15 protein-coding genes are annotated in these 21,944 nt (G+C 48.1%); 10 read left to right on the top strand and 5 right to left on the bottom strand.

Going from position 1 to position 21,944, the window contains the following annotated elements:
* The 5 genes from KDK19_RS17155 to KDK19_RS17175 form a co-directional block, all read left to right on the top strand.
* On the top strand, positions 1 to 167 hold a 167-nt coding region (locus tag KDK19_RS17155; RefSeq protein ID WP_257292459.1), incomplete at its 5' end, for a response regulator.
* A complete protein-coding gene (locus KDK19_RS17160) occupies positions 164 to 706 on the top strand; it encodes a chemotaxis protein CheW (protein WP_257281279.1) in 543 nt (180 codons plus the stop codon). The genes KDK19_RS17155 and KDK19_RS17160, both read left to right, overlap by 4 nt.
* A 137-nt stretch (positions 707 to 843) precedes the next feature.
* Entirely contained in the window at positions 844 to 2,931 is a 2,088-nt protein-coding gene (locus KDK19_RS17165; RefSeq protein ID WP_257292447.1) for a methyl-accepting chemotaxis protein, read from the top strand.
* A 56-nt stretch (positions 2,932 to 2,987) separates the two neighbouring features.
* Entirely contained in the window at positions 2,988 to 9,221 is a 6,234-nt protein-coding gene (locus tag KDK19_RS17170; RefSeq protein WP_257292448.1) for an Hpt domain-containing protein, read from the top strand.
* 12 nt (positions 9,222 to 9,233) lie between these two features.
* Positions 9,234 to 9,794, top strand: coding sequence for a chemotaxis protein CheW (locus KDK19_RS17175; RefSeq protein ID WP_257292449.1), 561 nt, complete (start codon positions 9,234 to 9,236; stop codon positions 9,792 to 9,794).
* On the opposite strand, the gene KDK19_RS17180 is transcribed toward KDK19_RS17175, so the two are convergent.
* The 5 genes from KDK19_RS17180 to KDK19_RS17200 form a co-directional block, all read right to left on the bottom strand.
* Positions 9,760 to 10,485, bottom strand: coding sequence for a 16S rRNA (uracil(1498)-N(3))-methyltransferase (locus KDK19_RS17180; RefSeq protein ID WP_257281275.1), 726 nt, complete (start codon positions 10,483 to 10,485; stop codon positions 9,760 to 9,762). The two genes, KDK19_RS17175 and KDK19_RS17180, sit on opposite strands and share 35 nt — an antisense overlap.
* 89 nt (positions 10,486 to 10,574) lie before the next feature.
* Positions 10,575 to 11,426 carry a methylenetetrahydrofolate reductase [NAD(P)H] gene (gene metF, locus KDK19_RS17185; protein WP_257281274.1) on the bottom strand — a complete coding sequence of 284 codons (852 nt, stop codon included), beginning with the start codon at positions 11,424 to 11,426 and terminating at the stop codon, positions 10,575 to 10,577.
* A gap of 88 nt (positions 11,427 to 11,514) precedes the next feature.
* On the bottom strand, positions 11,515 to 12,912 hold the full coding sequence (ahcY, locus tag KDK19_RS17190) for an adenosylhomocysteinase (RefSeq protein ID WP_257281273.1): 1,398 nt from the start codon (positions 12,910 to 12,912) through the stop codon (positions 11,515 to 11,517).
* 134 nt (positions 12,913 to 13,046) lie between these two features.
* Positions 13,047 to 14,057 (bottom strand): type I glyceraldehyde-3-phosphate dehydrogenase, encoded by a 1,011-nt coding sequence (locus tag KDK19_RS17195; protein WP_257281272.1) that lies wholly within the window; start codon positions 14,055 to 14,057, stop codon positions 13,047 to 13,049.
* A gap of 112 nt (positions 14,058 to 14,169) precedes the next feature.
* On the bottom strand, positions 14,170 to 15,486 hold the full coding sequence (locus KDK19_RS17200) for a Bcr/CflA family multidrug efflux MFS transporter (RefSeq protein WP_257281271.1): 1,317 nt from the start codon (positions 15,484 to 15,486) through the stop codon (positions 14,170 to 14,172).
* 330 nt (positions 15,487 to 15,816) lie between these two features.
* Between KDK19_RS17200 and KDK19_RS17205 the strand changes: the two genes are divergently transcribed.
* The 5 genes from KDK19_RS17205 to KDK19_RS17225 all read left to right on the top strand — a co-directional run bounded on the left by KDK19_RS17205 (position 15,817) and on the right by KDK19_RS17225 (position 21,870).
* Positions 15,817 to 16,470, top strand: a complete 654-nt coding sequence (locus tag KDK19_RS17205; protein ID WP_257281270.1) for a thiopurine S-methyltransferase — start codon at positions 15,817 to 15,819, stop codon at positions 16,468 to 16,470.
* Between the two features lie 146 nt (positions 16,471 to 16,616).
* The gene (locus KDK19_RS17210; RefSeq protein WP_257292450.1) at positions 16,617 to 17,792 is read left to right on the top strand and encodes an ankyrin repeat domain-containing protein; all 1,176 of its coding nucleotides are present in this window, start codon (positions 16,617 to 16,619) and stop codon (positions 17,790 to 17,792) included.
* Between the two features lie 356 nt (positions 17,793 to 18,148).
* Positions 18,149 to 19,213: an ankyrin repeat domain-containing protein gene (locus KDK19_RS17215; RefSeq protein ID WP_257292451.1), complete on the top strand. Its 1,065-nt coding sequence runs from the start codon at positions 18,149 to 18,151 to the stop codon at positions 19,211 to 19,213.
* Between the two features lie 258 nt (positions 19,214 to 19,471).
* Positions 19,472 to 20,434 carry an ankyrin repeat domain-containing protein gene (locus tag KDK19_RS17220; protein WP_257292452.1) on the top strand — a complete coding sequence of 321 codons (963 nt, stop codon included), beginning with the start codon at positions 19,472 to 19,474 and terminating at the stop codon, positions 20,432 to 20,434.
* 74 nt (positions 20,435 to 20,508) lie between these two features.
* Complete coding sequence (locus tag KDK19_RS17225) at positions 20,509 to 21,870, top strand: SET domain-containing protein (RefSeq protein WP_257292453.1); 1,362 nt, start codon at positions 20,509 to 20,511, stop codon at positions 21,868 to 21,870.
* Positions 21,871 to 21,944: the final 74 nt, after the last annotated feature.

The raw sequence follows: 21,944 nt of genomic DNA on the forward strand, positions 1-21,944 counted from the left end.
GTAAGGACACTTCCCATATTCCGGTAGTGATTGTCACCACCAAAGACCAGGAAACCGACAGAGTCTGGGGAATCAGGCAAGGTGCGAAAGATTATCTGACCAAGCCTATCAGTGAAGGAACCCTTCTCAAAACACTGGATAATGTTCTGGAAACCAAACCAGCATGAATAACCCCCACACCCCTTTTGAGGCATTGGTGGCGCTGGATGCCAAGGTCAGCCAGCATGCTTTTGACCTTCCTGAAAAACAGGCACGGGTAGAGTCTTGGAGTGGCGTTGGCTTCACACTGAATGATCAGCAATTTGCCGTACAGATTGGTGAGGTAACGGCCATTCTCCCCGTTCCGTCCACCACCCCCCTCCCAGGTGTACAACCTTGGGCAAAAGGCGTCTCAAACGTACGCGGGCGTTTACTTCCCATCATAGATCTGGGAGAGTTTCTGGGTAAGGTCAGAGACAGTCACACATCGACCAACCGGATTATGATGGTTGAGCGGGGAGAAGTATCTGTTGGTCTAATCGTTGATGAAGTGCAGGGGATGGTGCATTTTTCCACCAGCCAATTCAGCGATGCAGTACCTGACCATCTCTTTGATGAAGCTAAACCATTTACTGTTGGTCATTATCAGCAAGAAAAAGATTACATGGTATTCAATACGCAGCTGTTAGTGAATGATTCTCGCTTTCTCAAAGCAGCCATAGCGTAATCAGCTTTAAGCTGGATAAGAAACAGAAACCATCTTTCCTCACCACAGGTGACGAAAGAGGTTACACGATAAAAAGCATTCGAACAAAAACAAACAACAAAGCGAGCATTCCGAAGAAGTCACCGGGGACCACAATAATGAAAGGCAAAACCGCAACCAAGGCCCAGGGAGCAGGGGCAAGCCGAGCCATTCTGGCCTCGATTATCCTGTTAATCGTCTCTCTTTCCGTTATCACCGGCTCATTTATTTTTATTAGCCAACAAAGTGAACTTGACCAACAGCATCTGACTGACGCCGGCGAGCTCCGGGTACTCTCTCAGCGAATTGCAACCAGTGCCACCGAGGCTTCGGCTGGTAAGGAAGAAGCCTTTGTCCTGTTGCGTGAAGCACGGAATGAGTTCGATGCACGTTTTACCTCCCTGAAAAACACCAGACTTTCTGTGGCTCCGTTTCTTAGTCCCGGTGACAAACACGCCAGAACTCAGATCGAAACGCTCGACGCAGCCTGGTCTGAATTGAAAATAGAAGCGGACAACATTCTGGCCGCAGAAGAAACCGTATTGGCCCTGCACGATGTGGCAAAAACACTGGGTGAAACCATTCCCCAGCTGCAGGTAGAGTATGACGAGGTGGTGGAGATTCTTCTTGAGAGTGGTGCTCCCAATGACCAGATCGCACTGGCACAGCGTCAGCCATGGCTCGCAGAACGCATTATTCGAAGTGTTTCGAAAGTACTGGAAGGGGGTGAAGACTCCATTATGGCAGCAGATAGCTTTGGTCGTGACGCCAAGCTGTTTGGTCGAGTACTGAACGGTATGCTGGAAGGTAACCTGGCCATGCGCATCAGTCAGGTCACCGATGAAGAAGCTATTGATCGTCTGGCCGAAATCTCCGACCTGTTCGGATTTGTAGAAGGCAGTGTTGACGAGATTCTGGAGACCTCCCCGGAACTGTTCCAGGTACGTGCCGCTTCTGACCAGATTTTCACTGACTCCCAGCAATTGCTGCAACAGACTTCCATTCTCGTAGACACCTTCGAGACTCTGACGGACCAGCGCCTGATCAACAACACCATCATCAGTATTGCCGGTGTAGTTGCGCTGCTCTCCGTGTTGATTATCGCCGTGGCCATCGTCAGAGACACCCGTCAGCGTCTGGCTGAAACTGCCGCCCGAAATGAAGCCAACCAAGCTGCCATCCAGCGACTGCTGGATGAAATGGATGGTCTCGCGGACGGTGACCTGACCGTACAGGCAACAGTCACCGAAGACTTTACTGGTATCATCGCCGACTCCATAAACGTCTCTATTGAGCAGCTCCGGGCATTGGTTAAGACCATCAACGAAACAGCGGTGGAAGTCGATACCTCAGCTCAGGAAACACAGAGTACCGCGAAAGAACTGGCTGAAGCTGCAGGCCATCAGGCAGAAGAAATCAACTATGCCAGCCAGGCGGTCAACGACATGAGCGAGTCAATGACCATCGTATCCGCAAACGCTTCCGAGTCAGCACAGGTAGCAGAAAGATCGTTAGAAATTGCCACCAGTGGTGGTCAGGTAGTGCGTAATACCATCGAGGGCATGGATACTATCCGTGAACAGATTCAGGACACCTCAAAGCGCATCAAGCGTCTGGGCGAGTCCTCCCAGGAAATTGGTGACATCATTGCCCTGATCAACGATATCGCAGACCAGACCAATATTCTGTCCCTGAACGCCGCCATTCAGGCCTCCATGGCAGGTGAAGCCGGTCGGGGCTTTGCAGTGGTGGCGGATGAGGTACAGCGTCTTGCGGAACGTGTATCCGGCGCAACCAGACAGATTGAGGCATTGGTATCCACCATCCAGACTGATACCAACGAAGCCGTTATCTCCATGGAACAAACCACTTCAGAGGTGGTAAACGGTGCCAGACTGGCACAGGATGCGGGTGTTGCCCTGGAAGAGATTGAGAAAGTATCCAGTAACCTCGCCAATCTGATCCGTAACATTTCCGACACAGCGAAGAAGCAGACTGGTTCTGCAGAACAGATAGCCCTGCGTATGACCACCATCCGTGACATCACCACCCGGACGGCTTCCAGTACCACAGCAACAGCCGGTTCGGTAGGTAACCTGGCGGAAATGGCTCTGGAAATGCGTCAGTCTGTATCCGGCTTCCGCCTGCCTTCAGCAGCAGAAAGTGGAGCGACGAATACAGCGCAAGAAGACGAAATAACCGTCTGATGAGTATTTTTATTCCAGCAGCATGGGTTGCTGGCACGGAATAACGGGGGCCGGCAATGGCTGAACAACAGGATTATGCAGGCCTGGACTGGGTTAAGGAAGAGATTGAGCAGACGCTCGTTGAAGCCCGCCAGGCATTGGAAAAGCACCAGCAAGAGCCAGACAACCCCGCCCATATCAATGCCGGGCAGAGCTCATTCAGCCAGATCCATGGCGCACTCAAAATGTTGCAGTATGAAGGTGCAACCCACCTGAGCCTGGAAATGAACAAACTGTCCGAGGCCTTGCTCAGTGAGCGGGTGCCTGATGCGGGTGTGGCCCTGGAAGTCCTGATGCAAGCTACCTTGCAGCTGCCAGGTTACATTCAAAAGACTCTGAACAGTGGCGTTGATCGTCCATTGTCGCTTCTGCCGCTGATCAATGAACTGCGGCAGCTGCGGGGCGAAGATCCTCTGTCGGAGGCCACTTTTTTCTTTCCGGATACCCACTCACTGATCGATCCTGTCGAGCCATCACAGCTGGACACGCTTGAACAGAGTGGTTTGGTACCATTACTGAGAAAAATACGACAGAAATATCAGTTGACGCTCGCAGGTTATCTGCGAGGTCAGAACCGGACTCAACAGATTAAAATTCTGGCCAAATTGTTTGCCAAACTTCAGGACCTTTCCTGGGGCACTCCCCTTTCTCCCCTCTGGGAAGCCAGTATTGGCCTGACTGAAGGGCTGGATAATCAGTCGATCGTACAGAACATCCATGTCGCCAATTTGCTCAGAGAACTGGATGGCCAGATCCGTCTGTTCATCCAACAGGGTGCTCCCTTCATCAATACTCATCCCGATGATGCACTGTTTCGGGGATTGCTCTACTGCATCGCCACTTCAGCAGGTCATGATGGTTTCACCGGTGCCCTGAAATCGCGCTACCATCTGGAAGAAGAACTGAACAGGGCTCAGGCAGGTATTTCGGATATTCTGACGGGCGTGAATGCTACCCAGCCTGTTGTGGAAGCTTTGAACTATGAGCTGACAGGTGTCAAGGAAGCACTGGACCTTTATCTTCTCTCAGCCGACCCTGATCCAATGGTTCTGCAAACCCAGCTACCGGTCATTCAGCAAGTGGCGGATACCCTGACCATCCTGGGCATGGACGACCTGAAAAGCCGACTGCTGCAGAAAAAAGCGCTGATCCAGAATGTGATCAATAGCGGTCAAAATGCTGAAGAGCATCTGATGGAGGTAGCAGGCACCATTCTTGATCTTGAGACTGCACTCTCCAGATACGCTGCGGGCGAAGGTCCGCAGACAAGCGATGGCTCACCCTTGCTGGAAGAAGTCTATCAGGCGGTTATCAAAGAGGCTCGCTATTATCTTGAGCAGAGCAAAGATGCCATCGTTGATTTTGTGGACAGTCATCATCACCCGGACTTCTTGAGCCCAATTCCCGAACTGCTCCATAAAGTCCAGGGCGGTTTGTCCATGACACCTCTGACCCGGGCCGCCGATCTGGTCAGAGCCTGTTCAGAACACATCAGTAAAGAGTGGGTAGAAAACAGTAAAACACCTGAAAAAATGGAACTGGAATACCTGGCTGATGCAGTGACCAGCATTGAATACTACCTGGAGAGGTTGAGTGACAAAAATCAGGAAGAACATGAAGTCATTCTGGATGTCGCAGAAGCAAGCCTGTCTGCCCTGCGTGTGACCGATCCTGAACAGCTTGAAAGTCCCGCCAAACCAAATGAAGTCTTTTCTGAACAGACAGAAGGCTCTTACCCACCGGCTGAGGGTTCTTACACTCTGGCTGAGAGCTCTCTGGAATTGCAGATTGATGAGCAAAGCTTTCTGGACGGGTCAGCCCCCGTCACCCTCGATGAAGATCAATTACAAGAGCCCTTGGCGGAAGAAAAACAGAGTTCAACAGAAACCAATGATCTGGCAGTTCAGGCTTCTGTGACCCTCACCAACAGACAAAGACCTGTAGAAGTCAGCCCATACGATGTGGTCCAGTTCAATTTCACCACGTCAGGCAGCGCAGAGGCAGAGGCTCCGACTCAAGCTTCACGGGTGGCTGAGCCCGGACAGCCGCAAGCCCTTGCTTCGATAGTCGAAGAAGTCCCTGCCGAACAGGAAAGCATCATCGACCACGAGCTACTGGCAGTCTTCATTGAAGAAGCCGGCGAAGTTCAGGCGCAACTGACTGAAGGCGTCACGGGCTGGGTCAATGATCAGGATGACCTCAAAACCCTGAAAGATGTCCGCAGGGCTTTCCATACCCTGAAAGGCAGTGGTCGCATGGTGGGCGCCAGCGTTGTGGGTGAGCTGGCATGGTCCATAGAAAACATGTTGAACCGCCTGATCGACGGAACCGTACATAACAGCCCTGAATTGAGCAAACTGGTTAGCCGGGTTACCCATATGCTGCCGGGACTGATTTCGGACTTTGCCGAGCAGAGTCAGGTTCTGACTCACGATGTTCTGGTCTGCATGGAGCAGGCAGATGCCTTATCCAAAGGTGAGAAATACACCATTGAGGACGAGGAAGACTCTATTGATGACGCCATCGTCAGTGATCCGGATATCGATTTCGAGCGGACAGATCAACCCGACCCAATGGTGACGCAACTGGCCATTGTTGAAGCGTTATCAAAGCCAGTGCCAGAGTCCGAAGCAGAGATACAGGTTCAGAAAGACATTTCAGAGTCGACCGAACAGGATGCTTACGACATCCAACTGCTCAACGTATTTCTCGGCGAGTCCAGGGCTCATCTGGAAGTCGTCCAATCCTTTGTTGACCAGGTAAAAGTTCAGGGCGGTAAACGTCAAATCAGTGACCAGGTACAACGCTCTCTCCATACCATGAAGGGTATTGCCCTGATGGCAGAGATAGCCCCCCTCGCTGAGATCATTGTTGCCCTTGAAAAGAACATCAAGGATTTCAGAGCTCACCTGATTCCGGCCAATGACCGGGTGATCAGTATGCTGGAGAAGGGTCTTGAGCTAATTGAAGACGGCCTCGAGCAGCTGGCCCTGTCACCCGGGCAACCAGAACTGGACTCTGAAAATTACCTGTCCTGGCTGGAAGCACTTAATGCCCAGCTCATCTCCGAGCAATATAAGGCACAGTCCACCAAAAGAAAATACACTGGCGGTCAGGATACCCAGCTGTTTGCCCACAGCGATCTGAGCCTTTTGCTGGATGCCGATGAGTATCTGTCTACCTGGCGCAACGCTCTACCCGGGGAAGAGTTGGCACTGTTCCAGAAAGAACTGACAATATTGGCTGAACGGGCAAACGAAGCACGACTAACGTCTCTGGCTGAGCTATGTGACGTGCTTCTGGATGTCATGAACTATCTGGACAAGCATCAAAACATTCTACCGGGGGTTCTTGCAGCACCACTATCCAACGGCTTTGAAGCCCTGGTCGATATGATGAATATGGTTGCAGCCCAGCAAACTCCGGTGCCACCGCAATCGGTATTTGCAGAGCTCAGGGAGTCTCTGGAAGCTCTGCTCGTCGCTGAAGCGGCTCAGGCAGAGCCCGTCTTTGAAAATATTGAAATTGAAGAGGTTGTTCTGGCGTCATCTACTCCAGAGTTCGTGATTAAAAGCCCTGAAGTTGAAGAAGTCGTTCTGGAGTCCCTGACAAAAGAGCCTGCCATTGAAGAGCAACCTGCTCTTGAGCCAGAGGCTGAAGCAACTGTCGTTGTTAAAGATGTTGAAGAAATGCTGCTGGAGCCCATAGTTACTGAGAAGGCAGCGGCTCTCAACATTGAAACGGAATTGGAAGAGCATGACCTTGAACTGCTGGAACTGTTCCTGGAGGAGGCTACTGATCTTGCAGAAGATTGCCACCATGCTCTGGATGACTGGCTGAATAATCGCGAGAACCTGACAACCCTGACCGATCTGCAGCGTTCTCTGCATACTCTCAAGGGCAGTGCTCGAATGGCTGATCAGCCGGAACTGGGTGATCTCAGTCACGCCATTGAAGCTATCTACAGTGCTATTGCCACAGGCAGAAGTGCTGCAGATAAAGCACCGGTTCACCTGTTGCAGGCTGCTCACGATCAGGTCGACCAGATGCTGATTGCCCTTAAACACCAGCAGACACCCGATTCAGTCATTCCGATGGTAGAAAAGCTGGAGATGTGGGCTATCAATAATGACTCTGAAGCAGAATTGCCCACCCCTGCAACCACTCAAGCACCTTTAGAGGTTCTTCCTGACTATTTAGGTCGGGTCAAAAAAGAGACTGACACAACCTGTGAACAGCCCGCGGACACGGCAGTGGGTGACACTCTGGTTTTTGTTGAAGAACCTCTGAACAAGGACGTTTTCAGAGAGCCCGAATCCGGAAAAAATGCCTCTAATGCGCCTGAAATTATCGTAGAAGAGCCTGCTCTTGCGACGACACGCATAGAAACGCCTGTTACCAGCAGCGCAGCCCATAGGCTGTCCAAGGATATCGAATTGATTCGTGTCCCTGCGCAGCTTCTGGAATCGTTGATTAATCTTTCTGGTGAGTCGAATATTCATCGGGGTCGTATTGAGCAGCAGATTCACGACATCGGTAGCATCCTCGTGGAGATGAACAGCACCATCGACCGGGTAAAAGAACAACTGAGTCGTCTGGATACCGAAACTCAGGCCCAGATTATTTCCACCTTTGAAGAAGAGTACGGCAGTAACCCTGAATTTGATCCGCTGGAAATGGACCAGTATTCAGAACTAAGCCAGCTATCCCGCTCGCTCGTTGAATCTGCGACTGACCTTCAGGATCTGAAGGAAGGTATTCAGGAAAAAAATCGTGATGCAGAATCCCTGCTGCTTCAACAATCCAGAACTCTGATTGAGCTTCAGGAAAAATTGATGCAGGCCCGAATGGTTTCATTCAGTCGTCTACTGCCGCGCCTTCGTAAGATTACCCGTCAGTTGTCAACTGAATTGGACAAGCCGGTTAACCTGAATGTCACCAACGCCGAAGGTGAGATGGACCGTACTATGCTGGAACGGATCCTCGCACCATTGGAACATCTGCTTCGAAATGCCATTGACCACGGTATTGAGCCGTCTGTTGAGGACCGTCTGAGACTGGGCAAACCAAAAACCGGCAATCTGACGCTTGCTATCGCCCGGGATGGTGCCGACATTGTTATTGAACTCAGCGACGATGGCCGGGGCATCAATCTTCAGGCAGTGCACGCCAAGGCACTGGAAAAACATCTGATCACTCCGGAAGATGAGCTAACCGACCAGGAGATTGCCCAGCTGATTCTGGAGCCAGACTTCAGTACGGCTGAATCTGTCACCCAAATTTCCGGTCGAGGTCTGGGTCTGGATGTGGTCAATACTGAAATGCGTCAGATGGGTGGTAGCATCCAGATTAATAGCGAGCCTGGCAAAGGCACCTCCTTCAAGCTCCGTTTACCGTTCACTCTGTCGGTAAACCGTGCCTTGATGGTTGAGGTTGCCGACAACCTTTACGCCCTGCCTATGCAGGCTATTGATGGTATTACGGTATTGGATCGCAAAGTCCTGATCGATTGCTACCAGAACAATACCCCCCTGCAGTACGGCGGTGAGGGGCACCAGCTCATCTTCCTGGGGGAACTTCTGGGGGATGCTAACCCCAAAATTCAGCCCGAACAGTGCCCGGTTGTGATCGTACAGCGGGGCGGCAAGAATCTGGCTCTGCACGTGGATGAAATCATGGGTGGTAGTGAAATTTTTGCCAAAAGTCTGGGTCCACAGTTTGCTGGTCTTGTAGGTGTCAATGGTGCCACTATTCTTGGAGATGGCCGTGTCGCCATCATTATCGATCCTGCCACACTGTTTCACAGACACCGGATTGAACAGCACTGTGTAGAACTGACCAGCCAGATGGAAGAAGAAGCAGAAACCATCCAGCGTGTTCTGGTGGTGGACGATTCAGTGACTGTACGTAAAGTAACCACCCGTCTGCTGGAGCGAAATGGCTACCTGGTTGAAACTGCGAGGGACGGTGTCGAAGCCATGACCAGGCTGGCTGAAAGCAGCTATGACATCATACTTCTGGATATCGAAATGCCGAAGATGGATGGCTATGAGGTGGCCAGTGCCGTTCGCAATGATGGCAGACTGAAGTCTTTGCCGATCATCATGATCACCTCCAGAACCGGTGAGAAACATAAAGCCAGAGCCTTCAGCCTGGGTGTTAATGAATATTTGGGTAAACCTTTTCAGGAAAATGAAATGCTGGCCTCCATCGAAAAATTGATCGGAGCCAAAGCTCACAATAATCAATAAAGGAGTAGCGTCATGACCGGCAGTGCTGAACAGATTGACAGCCCTGAACAGGTGAACAGCCCTGAGCGGATGAGCAGCCCTGAGCGAATAAAGAGCAGATGCCTGAACTCCCGTTTGATCCCAATGCAGCAGAAACCGCTTCTGCTCCCTGTCTCCTGTATTGCCGATGTTGTGGACTACAGTCGTCCATCCGGTGGCAGTGAGACAAGCCCATGGTTGCTTGGTGAAATTGACTGGCGGGGACAAGCGCTCCCGTTGATTTCCTTCGAACGAATCAATGGTGGTCGCTTTGCAGAATTCTCTGCCACAGCAAGGATTGCTGTTATGCACAGCATTACCGGGAATGAACAGCTGCCTTTTTATGGCATGGTGATACAGGGCATTCCTCAGGCTCTGGATCTGACAGCGGGTGAACTTCAGCCCGCTATCGAAGCCAATAACACTAAAGGTTCAGCAGAAACATCCAGGGTCATTATCAGGGGTATCCCCGCCGCCATTCCTGATCTTGAAAAAGTGGAACAACAGCTGTCAGCAATAATTACAGATCGCCCCAGAGATACTGCATCACACTGATTGCAGTGATCGGAGCGGTTTCCGTTCTCAGAACTCTGGGACCCAGTGCCAGCGCTCGAAAGCCTGACGACTCCGCGCTGGTAATTTCTTCCTGAGTCAACCCACCTTCCGGACCGATCAACAGAGTAACCGTTTCTGGCTGATCAAATCTCTCCAGTTTTTTTTCGGTTCGGTGGTGAAGTACAAACTTCAGGTCAGCGTTTTGCTTCGCCATCCAGCCCACCACAGACTCAGGCGAGTGAATAACCGGAACTCTGTTCAAACCACACTGTTCACAGGCACTGATAGCGATCTGTTGCCAGTGTCTGACTCGCTTTGCCTGACGTTCTGCATTCAACTTGACTTCACAGCGCTCAGAAAAGAGCGGCGTTATTTCAGTCACGCCCATCTCGGTGGCCTTCTGGATAGCGTAATCCATTCGCTCACCTCTGCTAAGACTCTGACCCACGTGGACTTTCAAGGGAGATTCCGTGACCTGACTCAATTCTGCTTCCAGGACAACAGTAACGGTTTTTTTTGCAACAGACTGAATCGTTCCCTGCCACGACGCCCCAATGCCATTAAACAGGACAAGGGGCTCCTCAAGCTTCATGCGAAGAACCTTACCGACATGGTTGGCAGCACTGTCGGTTAACTCAACGACCTGACCTTTTGCCAAAGGCTGATCGGTATAGATTCGAGGATTTCTCATGACGTTCCCATGGCAAGGTCGTGACTCCCTGAGAGTGAGAAAAGACAATGGATTAAGGCCAAAAGCACTCCCGGCCTCCGGCCGCGGGTTCAGAACAACTTGAGGTTCTGACAGATTGCTTTGGAGGGTGCAGCCTGATTCAGGGCATAGAAGTGCAGCCCGGGAACACCTTGCTCAACGAGTCTTTCACACATCCGGGTGACCACTTCTTCACCAAACTGTTTGATGCTGTTGATATCATCACCATAAGCTTCCAGCTGCTTGCGAACCCATCTTGGAATTTCTGCACCGCAGGCATCGGAGAAACGAGCCAGACGGGTGTAGTTGGTGATAGGCATAATACCCGGGATAATCGGCAGATCAATCCCCAGACCTCTGGCACGATCGACAAAGTTAAAATAGCTGTCAGCGTTGAAGAAGTACTGGGTAATGGCTGAACTGGCCCCTGCATCCACCTTGCGTTTGAAGTGAACCAGGTCCGCTTCAAAGTTTTGCGCCTGAGGGTGGGCTTCCGGATAAGCAGCGACTTCCAGATGAAAATGATCACCGGTTTCTGCCCGGATAAATTCCACCAGTTCATTAGCGTACTGCAACTCTCCGTTTGAGCGCCCCATACCCGATGGCAGATCGCCGCGTAGAGCAATGATTCGATTAATTCCCAGACTCCGGTATTGCTCCAGCAGGCTTTTCAACCGGGCTTTGCTATCGCCCACACAGGAGAGATGAGGGGCAGTAGGAATATCAGTGCAATTGCGAACACTCAATACGGTATCAAGTGTTCTGTCACGGGTGGAACCACCAGCACCATAAGTTACAGAAAAAAACTCTGGCTGGCATTTGGAGAGCTCGATCGCGGTCTGATCAAGCTTTTTAGCACCCTCTTCCGTTTTGGTCGGAAAAAACTCAAAGCTGATAGTCAGCTTTTTATCGCTAGTCGTCATCTTTAATTTAAACCTTCGTCACTGCTCTGGCGCTTGTGGTTCTTTATAAGCGCCAGGAGCCTGCACAGAGGCGCAGGCTCAATGCTGATCAATACTTGTACTCATCCGCTTTGAATGGACCTTCAACAGCAACATTAATGTAGTCTGCCTGTTGTTCGGTCAGCTGGGTGATGACCCCGCCAAAGCCCTCCACCATGTAGCTTGCCACCTCTTCGTCCAGCTTCTTGGGCAGAACCTTCACGTACAGGCTCCGGGCTTTCTCGTCAGCGGGCAGGTTGGCAAAGCCTTCTTCATACAAATGAATTTGGGCCAGAACCTGGTTAGCAAATGAACCGTCCATGATACGAGACGGATGACCTGTGGCATTACCCAGATTGACCAGCCGACCTTCGGAGAGCAGAATCAGGTGATCATTGCTGTCCTTGTCACGCCAGATCTTGTGGACCTGAGGCTTAACTTCTTCCCACGCCCATGTCTCTCTCATGAAAGCCGTATCAATTTCGGTATCAAAGTGACCAATATTGCAGACAACACAGCTGCTCTTCAGCGCTTTCAGCATTTCACGGTCACAAACGTGCAGGTTACCGGTGGTGGTTACCAGCAAATCGGTAGTGCCCAATAAGTCTGTGTTGATACTGGCAGCAGTGCCGTCGTTGAGACCGTTAATGTATGGAGACACCACTTCAAAACCGTCCATGCAGGCCTGCATGGCGCAGATAGGATCAATCTCGGTGACTTTTACGATCATACCTTCCTGACTCAGGGAAGCAGCAGAACCTTTGCCGACATCACCGTAACCAATCACCAGGGCTTTTTTACCCGCAAGCAGGTGATCTGTACCCCGCTTGATAGCATCATTCAATGAGTGACGACAGCCGTATTTGTTGTCGTTCTTGCTCTTGGTAACCGCGTCGTTAACGTTGATCGCCGGTACTTTCAGAGTGCCTTTCTCGAGCATTTCCAGCAGACGATGAACCCCGGTAGTGGTCTCTTCGGAGATACCGTGGATGTTATCCAGAATCTGAGGGTATTTGTCGTGCATCATCAGAGTCAGGTCGCCGCCGTCGTCCAGAATCATATTGGCATCCCAGGGCTGACCACCTTCTGTCAGAATGGTCTGTTCAATACACCACCAGAACTCTTCTTCCGTCTCCCCCTTCCAGGCAAATACAGGAATACCCGCAGCAGCTATTGCCGCAGCAGCATGATCCTGGGTGGAGAAGATGTTACAGGAAGACCAGCGTACATCAGCACCCAGATCGACCAGGGTCTCAATCAGTACAGCGGTCTGAATGGTCATGTGAATACAGCCCATGATCTTCGCTCCTTTCAGAGGCTGCTGATCTTGGTACTTCTGGCGGATAGCCATCAGGGCAGGCATTTCACCTTCAGCGATCTGTATTTCGCGGCGACCCCACTCGGCCAGGGAAATGTCGGCAACCCGATAGTCAGTAAAGCTCTGAACAACTGCAGGAGTGGCGCTCATGGGTATAATCCTGTTATGCGTAATTACCGAAAAACAGGTTGAAGTCTAACAGTCACCTTAATCTATATCAATTTTTTTTGATATAGATTTTGAATAAGCAATACTCCGGGAATGCAATCGACTGGTCAGCTTTTTCACTGCCTCAGCCAGTAGTTGGCTACATCGAGCATACGGTTGGAGAAGCCCCACTCATTATCAAACCAGCAAAGCAGCTTGATCAGCTTGCCAGAAGTTACTTTGGTCTGGGTACCGTCGACCACACATGAGCGGGCATCATGGTTGAAGTCTACTGATGCGTGGGGTTCATTGGAGAAGCCCAGAATTCCTTCCAGACGACCATGGGTAGCCTGTTCCAGAATCCGGTTGACTTCTTCTGCTGTTGTTTCCTGTTTGACATGAACGCAGAGATCCATACACGAAACATTGATGGTGGGCACCCGGATGGAATTGGCTTTGAAGCAGCCCCGAAGGTCAGGAAGCAGTCTGTCAATACCCCTTGCCAGTCCGGTATCCACAGGAATGATCGACTGCAACGCACTTCGGGTCAGCCTGAGATCGCTATGGTGGTATGCATCGATTACCGGCTGATCATTCATCGCTGAATGAATAGTTGTGATACTACCGTACTCTATACCAAGGGCATCATTCAGGGTCTTGATAACAGGCACAATGCAATTGGTGGTACAGGAAGCACTGGAGACAATGCGCTGATCACGGTTGAGATCCTGCTCATTGATACCAAAGACAATCGTGGCGTCTACATCCGGCTTTGCAGGCTGTGAAAAAAGCAGTTTACGGGCACCACTCTCTACGTGTTGTTCCGCTGACGCCCTTTCTCTGAATGACCCTGAGCACTCCAGTAACAGATCAATATCAAGGCTTTTCCAGTCAATATTTTCAGGCCGGGCTTCGTGAATAAGCTGGATTCGGTCGCCTGCTACTATGAGCTGATTTTCTGAAGACTCCACTCTGGCGGGAAAGCGACCGTGGGTAGTGTCATAGCGGGTCAGGTAGGTCAGGGTGTCCTGATCAGACAGCTCGTTGATGGCAACGACCTGCAAGTCTTTGCGATAACCATTCTCGTAAAGAGCACGAAGAACACACTGGCCAATACGGCCGTACCCGTTGATGGCTATTCGAAACATAGTCTTGCTGTCAGGCTCATTACTGCTGAATGGGTCGCTATTATAAGCGCAATACCAGAGGCGATAAAAAATATTTGCCCCACCGTACTGCCAAGGCAGGGCTCTGGTTCGATCAGGCAGGCGTCTGGACTTCTGAATCTGAAGTGCCTTCCGGCGTCACTTCATCCGATGGGATGCACTTGTTCCTGACCAGTAACAAGGATGCAAAGGAGAGCAAACCACAGACGGCTATCACGGCTGTCATAGGTATATTAGTACCATTATGAAGCAGACCTACTACCGCAGAAGCAATACCACCAATAGTGAAGCGAAGTGCACCGGACATAGCATTGGCTGTGCCTGCAGATCTTGGAAAGTGAGACAAGGCCAGAGCATTGGAGTTAGGGCCTGTCAGACCAATGCAGCTGACGTAAATCACCACAGGAATCATCAACCCAACCAGCCCACCGATTTCAAACTTTGCATTAACCACCATCACTACAGCGCTGATACTGGCAAGAATGCTGCCTGTTTTCAGGATAGTGAACAGTGGCAGGCGATCTATCAGACGAATATTGATCATATTCATGACCATCATCGCAATGATATTGACGGCAAACAGCAGGCCATAATGCTCTGGCTTGACCCCATACAGGTCGATATATACGTAGGGTGAGCCGGTAATAAAAGCAAACATACCGCCAAAGAAAAACCCATGACAGAGGATACAGCCCATAGCCTCCCGGTTTTTCAGGACGGACAGGTAGATCAGGAACAGCTGACTGGCAGGAATCACCAGTCTTTTCTCCTCCGGGAGGGTTTCCGGAACTTTTGAAGCAGCCAGCACCATGGCAAGTGCTGACATGACAGCCAGAAAAATAAACAGACTTTCCCAACCCATGAATTTAAGCATCTGACCTCCCAGCAGGGGGGCAATCAGAGGAGCTATTGTCATGACCATTAAAATAGACGACATAATCTTTGCGCTTTGCTGCCGTGAGAACAGATCCCGGACCATGGCGGGAATGGTGACCATGACTGCAGCAGCGGCCATGGCCTGCAGAATTCGGACAACAATAAGTTGCAGACCGTTTTCACAGAGTGCGGCCATGACACTGGTCACCATAAAAGCAACCAGACCCGGAAACATTATTTTCCTGCGGCCAAAACGGTCTGAGAGAGGTCCATACAACAGCTGCCCCAAGGCAAAGCCCACAGTGTAGGCGCTGAGTGTATACTGGATAATGCTCAGGGGTTCTCCCAACTCTTTTGCAATCGCAGGGATTGCCGGGAGATAGAGATCGACTGCCATAGGGCCAAGTGCGGTTAAGGCACCCAGGGTCAGTATGAAAAGTAGCCTGTCGCGGCTATGGCTCATTGAAATGCCATGTTTTTTATCTTCTTGCCTGGTTGCTTTTGGCTCAGGACTGCTTTCGATATTGATGGTCATGTACTTCCTTGGATCACGCGGATGAGTCGCTGAAATCATTAAATGTTTGTGCTGTATTCCTTCTGTCTGGGCTGCACAGATGCAAGGTTGCGACACTGCCGTCGCAAGGTTGAGGAATAAAAATAAGTTCGCTGTCGTATACAGAAGAGATGGCAGTTTTATAACGCTATCTTAAGTCTTATCGACATAAAAAAATATATTTGATAGGCAAATTTATAATATCAGGGGTGCACTCTGGTATATCTCGTAAGCTTTGCCGTTATCAGTGTTTTGTCAGTGCTGATCGACAAACTCAGGCCACACACGGCTTAAATGCATGAGAGGACAACAATGAGCAATCCTGACTGGGTTAATCGCTGGAAAGAAGGACGGATTGGTTTTCACAGATCTGAATTCAACGGGACATTATTGAAATTCTGGCCACAACTGAACCTGTCAGAAGTCCGCTCAGTGCTGGTGCCATTGTGTGGCAAGAGTCTGGATATGGTCTGGCTCAGACAACAGGGGCTGGAAGTGATCGGTACAGAGCTGGTAAAAGCCGCTGTGGAATCGTTCTATCAGGAGCAGTCACTGCAACCGGCAGTGACAGAGGTTCAGGCTTACCGACATTGGCAAGCCGATGATATACATATCCTCGAAGGTGATTTCTTTGCTTTACCCAAGGGCTTCATTGACAGCACCGTTTTTTACGACCGTGCCGCTCTGGTTGCATTGCCCCGGGAGATGAGACAGCAATACGTTGAACAACTGTTAAACACTGCACCCCATTTACAGGAAGGCCTTTTGATCACGGTTGAGTATGATCAGGATCTGGTTTCGGGCCCTCCTTTTTCGGTTCAGGAGCAGGAAGTCAGAGCTTTATATTCACCGCGGTTTGAAGTGATCAAGCTGGATACACACAACTCACCGGCTTCAACCAACTTGAGGGAGAAAGGCATTAGCGAGTTGATCGAAGCGGTCTACAAACTCGTAGCAGTAACTTAAGCTTTCAACTTCCCGGTCTTTTTCTAAAATATTTGCGTTTTTCGCAAGGTAACAAGGAACTCTGGTTGATTATTGCTGTCTTAGCTGGTTATGGAATGAAATTTCCAATTGGGTTTACATAAAATTACTTACGGAGATGTTTAAGTATGGATATATCAAAAGCTGGCATTCAGCCATTCAATTATGATGGACTGACTGCTAATGAAGTGACTACTAAAGTTACACACGATAAAGATGGTAAGCTTTCTTCGATTAACGTATTCGCAAGGTTAGAGCTACCACTGCGAATAAATTTACGAAAAAGTGATACCCAAGACTCTGCCACACCCATCGTGGATCGTAATATTCAAGCGTATTCACAAGCTTCAACTTCAAATGAAGCTGCTCAGAGTGATAGTAGTGATAGTTTCAAAACACAGAAAAAGCCATTCACTGATGACTCAGAGGCCGAATCCCAACAGCGCAATATAATGAAAAGAGAGGCTATGGCTATCTCTACAGGAGATGCCAACCCGGAGCGTTTTGCAGAGAGCCTTGTAAAGGTGATTACAGACCCTGATAGCACTGACCCTGATACTTCGGAAGCTGTAAGGTTGATAGCTGAGTACGGTGCCGATGAACTTGCCAGGTTAACAATCCCGTTTTCTTTTCATATGAAGACCACTAGAAGTTTCCCTGCTATTACTCTATTTGCTCTTGCATGCAGATTCGGTAAGCTGGATTTAGTTAAGGCTCTGTACGTGAATCAGGAACAATTAAACCAGACATTTGATATGGAAAATGGGACTAATGGAAATACAGCAATCATGCTTGCAGTTATTCATGGCCATGCAAATGTAGTGAAGTATTTATTAGACTTGGGGGCTGATCCTCTAATTCTTAATGAAGATAACAGGTGCGCCGAGCATCTTAATTCAGCTCTTAACGCAGGCAGGCCTGATTCATACATTGAAATCAGAGAATTATTAGCAGACTATCGCAAAGAAAGGAATCTACCACCTCTTGAAGAACCCGCTATGAGTGGTTATTACATTGAAGATACTGAGAAAAGGGTGATTTCTGTTAACATTCCGGAATTCTTTTCTGAACATCCGGAATTTCTTGAGAAATTCATTTCTGATAACCCGGGTTTTCTGAGTCAACTCGCTGGTGAAAGCCCGCAGTTTTTGTCATACCTCGTTATTAAATACCCGGAATTACTTGAAAGATTCTTTTCTGAAAAACCGGGTTTTCTCAGTCATATTCGTCGTGAAAGCCCGGAGCTTATGGAACTCCTCCTTTCTAAAAACCCGGATCTTCTCGAATCTTTATCCAAGGAATAGTCATGGGGTCATAACCCATGACTATTCCTTGGATTTATTGCGGTTAGTTCCTGAATTTAATAGCCCTTGCTATGAAGAGATTAACGCCTTAAGTCAGTGACATTGATCTACAAAATGAAGACAGCCATAAGTCACAGGAAGGTTTTTAAATGTCTTGCCTGTGGTCAGGATTAACGTTGCCAAGGATATCTTGGCGTCAGGACATGGCTTGTTAGCATGTTATCCCACTCTTTTTGAGAAATTAGCGTTTTTGCCAAAGTAAAAAGGAACTTTGGCTGATTAGCGCTGTCTGAGTAACTATGTAATGAAATTCCAAAGCATGTTTACATAAAAATAAATCAAGGAGTTATTAAAATATGGATATATCAAAAACTGGCACTCAGCCATTATGTTATGGTGATATGACTACTGTAGTTACACGAGATAAGAAAGTTAGTGCTTTTATGAGTGACATTGCCGCAAAGACAGGGCTACCACGGCAAACAACTTTACAAGAAAGTTATCCCCAAGACTCTGCCCCTTTCATCGTGGATCGTAATATTAGCGCGTACGCTCAATCAGATGAAGCGGCTCAAAGCGATAGTAGGGATAGTTTAAACGCACAGAAAAGGCCATTGGCTGATGGCTCAGACACCGTATCTCAACTGTGCAAAATAATGAAAAGTGATGCTATGGCTATCTCTGGCGGACGTGTCAGCTTTGAACGTTTTGCAGAGAGCCTTGCTAAAGTGATTACAGACCCTGATAGCACTGATGCTGATACTTCTGAAGCCGTAAGGTTAGTATCCGAGTATGGGGCCGATGAACTTGCCAAGTATACAGTCCCATTTTCTTTTCATATAAATACCACCAGATCTTATCCTGCTATTACACATTTTGCTCTTGCATGCAGATTCGGTAAGCTGGATTTAGTCAAGGCTCTGTACGTGAATCAGGAACAATTAAACCAGACATTTGATATAGAAAATGGGACTAATGGACGTACAGCACTCATGCTTGCAGTTATTCATGGTCATGCCAATGTAGTGGAGCAATTGTTAACATGGGGAGCTAATGTTCTAATTCTTGATGAAGATAACAATTGTGTTGATCGTCTTAATTTAGGTTTTAACGCGAACAATCCAGGATTATGCATTAAAATCAGAGATTTATTAATAGACTATCGTAATGAAAGGGGTCTACCGCCTTTTAAAGAACCCGCTCTTATTAGTGATTACATTACAGATACTGGGGAAGATAATCATTATTGTGACTTTACAGGAATTCTTTCTGAACGCCCGGAACTTCTTGAAAAATTCCTATCTGTAAACCCCGTTGCTTTCGCTATAATCTGTGATGGAGACCCGGTTCTTCACGCACTTTTCCGTTCTACTCTCCGTTCTACAAACCCGAGTCTTCTCGAATCTTTATCCAAGGAATAGTCATGGGTGTATAATCCGTGACCCTTCCTTGGGTCTATTCCGGTTAATGCCTGAATGTGATAGCTCTCGCTATGGAGAAATTAACGGCTTAATTCAGCTCCATTGATCTACAGACCCCGTCTTTTTTAGCAATTTTCGTTTTTCTAAATATTAGAAGAAAACTTAGGAACCTTGGTTAATTAATATTGTCAGAGCAATTGTAATGTTAAATGACATGGTTGTTTTCAATCACAATATTAAATACGGAGGTGTTTAAATATGGATATCCCAAAGGCTGGCACTCAGCCACGACGTCTAAATGAAATGACTCATGCCGTTGCACAAGATAAGAGTGATGCGACTTTTACAGGTGCCGGTGTCACAACCATTGGTCCACAGTCACAAATAACTTCACAAGAAAATGATAATAAAGTACATTATTCTCCCGTCGTGGAACGCAAGATTGAAGCCTCTTCCCAGGTTACAGCTTCAGATGAAGCTACTCCAAATAATTGTTGGCATAGCTCCAAAGCACAGGTAAGGTCAAACACTGATGACCCGGGCGCCGAAGCTGTACCGTGCAAAATGATGAAAAGAGATGCTATGGCTATCTCGACAGATCGTGACAAACTGGAGCGTATTGTTGAGAGGCTTTTCAAGATAATTACAGACGCTGATAATACTGATGCTGATATTGAAAAAGCTAAAAGCCTGATATCCGAGTATGGGGCCGATGAACTTGCCAAGTGCACAGGCGTATTTTCAATTGATGAGAACCTTTTTTACCCTGCTATTACGCCTTTTGCTCTTGCATGCAGATTCGGAAAACTGGATTTAGTTAAGGCTCTGTTCGTCAATCAGGAACAATTAGACCAGACATTTGAATTAACTAATGGGACTAATGGGCGAACAGTACTCATGCTTGCAACCATGAAAGGGCATGCAAATGTAGTGGAACAATTATTAGTCTGGGGAGCTAACCCTCAAATTCTTGATGAAGCTAACAATGGTGTTAATGCTATTAATTTCGCTTATAACGGGTACAATCAAGATTTGTGCTCGAAAATCATAGTTTTATTACAAAACGCTCGTAGAGAAAGGAATCTGCCATCTTTTGAAGATGCAGAACCTGATAGAGTGCGTTATCAGGCAGTGGGCTCTGAGGGATACACTTTTACTTTTAATCGTGAAAAGCTTAAACGTAAATTCTTGGATTATCTCGAATCCAAATACGGGAAGTAGTCACCTTTTGAACTTAAAACTGTCCTTACGGTCAAAAAATTGGAATACCAAATAGAACCATGGAGGATATGACAATGCAACCCACTGGATCTGGGCTTGGCCAAATGCCAAGGTTACGTCGATTTGACGAAGTGGACACGGCTGCTCCCCCGGCAAAAAAATCATGCTTACGGCAAGTTGAAGAAAGCGAGGTAGCCGAGAAATCTCTGCCATCCAGTTGCAAGCATGGTTGTTTTGATGCGACGGAGACGATATTTAAACATTCAATGGATCTTTTAAAAGCCAGAAGGACCAGAGTAGTTCCCGGAGAAAATTATTCAAAAATCATAAAAAGCCTGTCATCTTTTAAAGACTTGATATCCTCTGAACTTCTACGTTTTACTCAGAATGGTGGAAATCCTGCTGCTGATGGACAAGGAGCAATGTATTCCCCTGAATCTCCGGCTTCAGAAAGAGCATCGACACCAACATCGCCAGGGACTGAATCATTCACCACTCCCGGTATAAAAAGTTCAACAGAAGGCGTGGTACACGGTACCGGTGTCATTGCTACCCGGAGCTTTAAAAAGGATGAGGAAGTATGTCACTACGATGGACCGCTGGTTTACAGAATCCGTAATTGTCATACTGGCAAATATCATGTCTTTACGATGAAGGATATGGGCAATCAGATCGATTTCCCGGAAAACGACTCCTATGTCGCCTGGTCGGGTGCTTTTATTGCAAAATCTGGCAGACCGGCCATTGAAATTGGCCGTGACGGTAAGAAGGATATCCGATTCCTGAATCACTCCAAGGAACCCAATGTCATGATCCGCTGTTCAGGCAGTGATACGGTAGAATGGGGGAATCAGGACAGTATTCAGCTAGTGGTTGTCGCTATAAGCGATATAAAACCGGGGGAAGAGCTGCTATTCGATTACGATAAAAACAAGCAAGACTCTGAAATAGACTTCAGCAAGTCAGACGTAGAAATAGCAACCGAAAAACAAAAAAACAAAATAATCAACAGAGTTAAAAACCTGAATCAAAAAGGTTTACACACCGAAGAAAAAAGATCAGCCAGAACAATGCAAAAAGAGATTATACTGCCATCAGAGCTTGATGATGAAATTGGTGAGATCTTGGAAACGCTCCGCGAAGTTCGTCGTGCAAATTGTGCACCCGCAACGCTTGATGACATAAATAAAGAATTAGATGACTCTCAGAAGAGACTTCTCAATATCATTTTCTCTGATAATCCCTCAGTTTTAAAGGATCTGGCTTCACATTTATTCCCGGGAAAAACCGGACCAAAAAAACAAGCTTTTATGAAAAAATTAACCATTGAAAATATTGAACAATTGAAAACCTATTTATCTCGATCCATTTTTAATGGCAGTCAAACCTGGTTTAAGGTTCCAGAATTAAAACGACATATCTCTTCTTATAGATAGAATTAAAAAACGGCAGTTGATATCAACCATCTGCCGTTTTTTCGCAGGCTTTTAAAAGCCATTCAGGGCGTCAG

The organism is Endozoicomonas sp. ONNA1 (assembly GCF_024606325.1).
Classification (GTDB): domain Bacteria; phylum Pseudomonadota; class Gammaproteobacteria; order Pseudomonadales; family Endozoicomonadaceae; genus Endozoicomonas_A.

Coding starts and splice junctions, on each gene's coding strand:
- KDK19_RS17160 (WP_257281279.1), top strand. CDS start 164: ATGAATAACCCCCACACCCCTTTTGAGGCATTGGTGGCGCTGGATGCC.
- KDK19_RS17165 (WP_257292447.1), top strand. CDS start 844: ATGAAAGGCAAAACCGCAACCAAGGCCCAGGGAGCAGGGGCAAGCCGA.
- KDK19_RS17170 (WP_257292448.1), top strand. CDS start 2,988: ATGGCTGAACAACAGGATTATGCAGGCCTGGACTGGGTTAAGGAAGAG.
- KDK19_RS17175 (WP_257292449.1), top strand. CDS start 9,234: ATGACCGGCAGTGCTGAACAGATTGACAGCCCTGAACAGGTGAACAGC.
- KDK19_RS17180 (WP_257281275.1), bottom strand. CDS start 10,485: ATGAGAAATCCTCGAATCTATACCGATCAGCCTTTGGCAAAAGGTCAG.
- metF (WP_257281274.1), bottom strand. CDS start 11,426: ATGACGACTAGCGATAAAAAGCTGACTATCAGCTTTGAGTTTTTTCCG.
- ahcY (WP_257281273.1), bottom strand. CDS start 12,912: ATGAGCGCCACTCCTGCAGTTGTTCAGAGCTTTACTGACTATCGGGTT.
- KDK19_RS17195 (WP_257281272.1), bottom strand. CDS start 14,057: ATGTTTCGAATAGCCATCAACGGGTACGGCCGTATTGGCCAGTGTGTT.
- KDK19_RS17200 (WP_257281271.1), bottom strand. CDS start 15,486: ATGACCATCAATATCGAAAGCAGTCCTGAGCCAAAAGCAACCAGGCAA.
- KDK19_RS17205 (WP_257281270.1), top strand. CDS start 15,817: ATGAGCAATCCTGACTGGGTTAATCGCTGGAAAGAAGGACGGATTGGT.
- KDK19_RS17210 (WP_257292450.1), top strand. CDS start 16,617: ATGGATATATCAAAAGCTGGCATTCAGCCATTCAATTATGATGGACTG.
- KDK19_RS17215 (WP_257292451.1), top strand. CDS start 18,149: ATGGATATATCAAAAACTGGCACTCAGCCATTATGTTATGGTGATATG.
- KDK19_RS17220 (WP_257292452.1), top strand. CDS start 19,472: ATGGATATCCCAAAGGCTGGCACTCAGCCACGACGTCTAAATGAAATG.
- KDK19_RS17225 (WP_257292453.1), top strand. CDS start 20,509: ATGCAACCCACTGGATCTGGGCTTGGCCAAATGCCAAGGTTACGTCGA.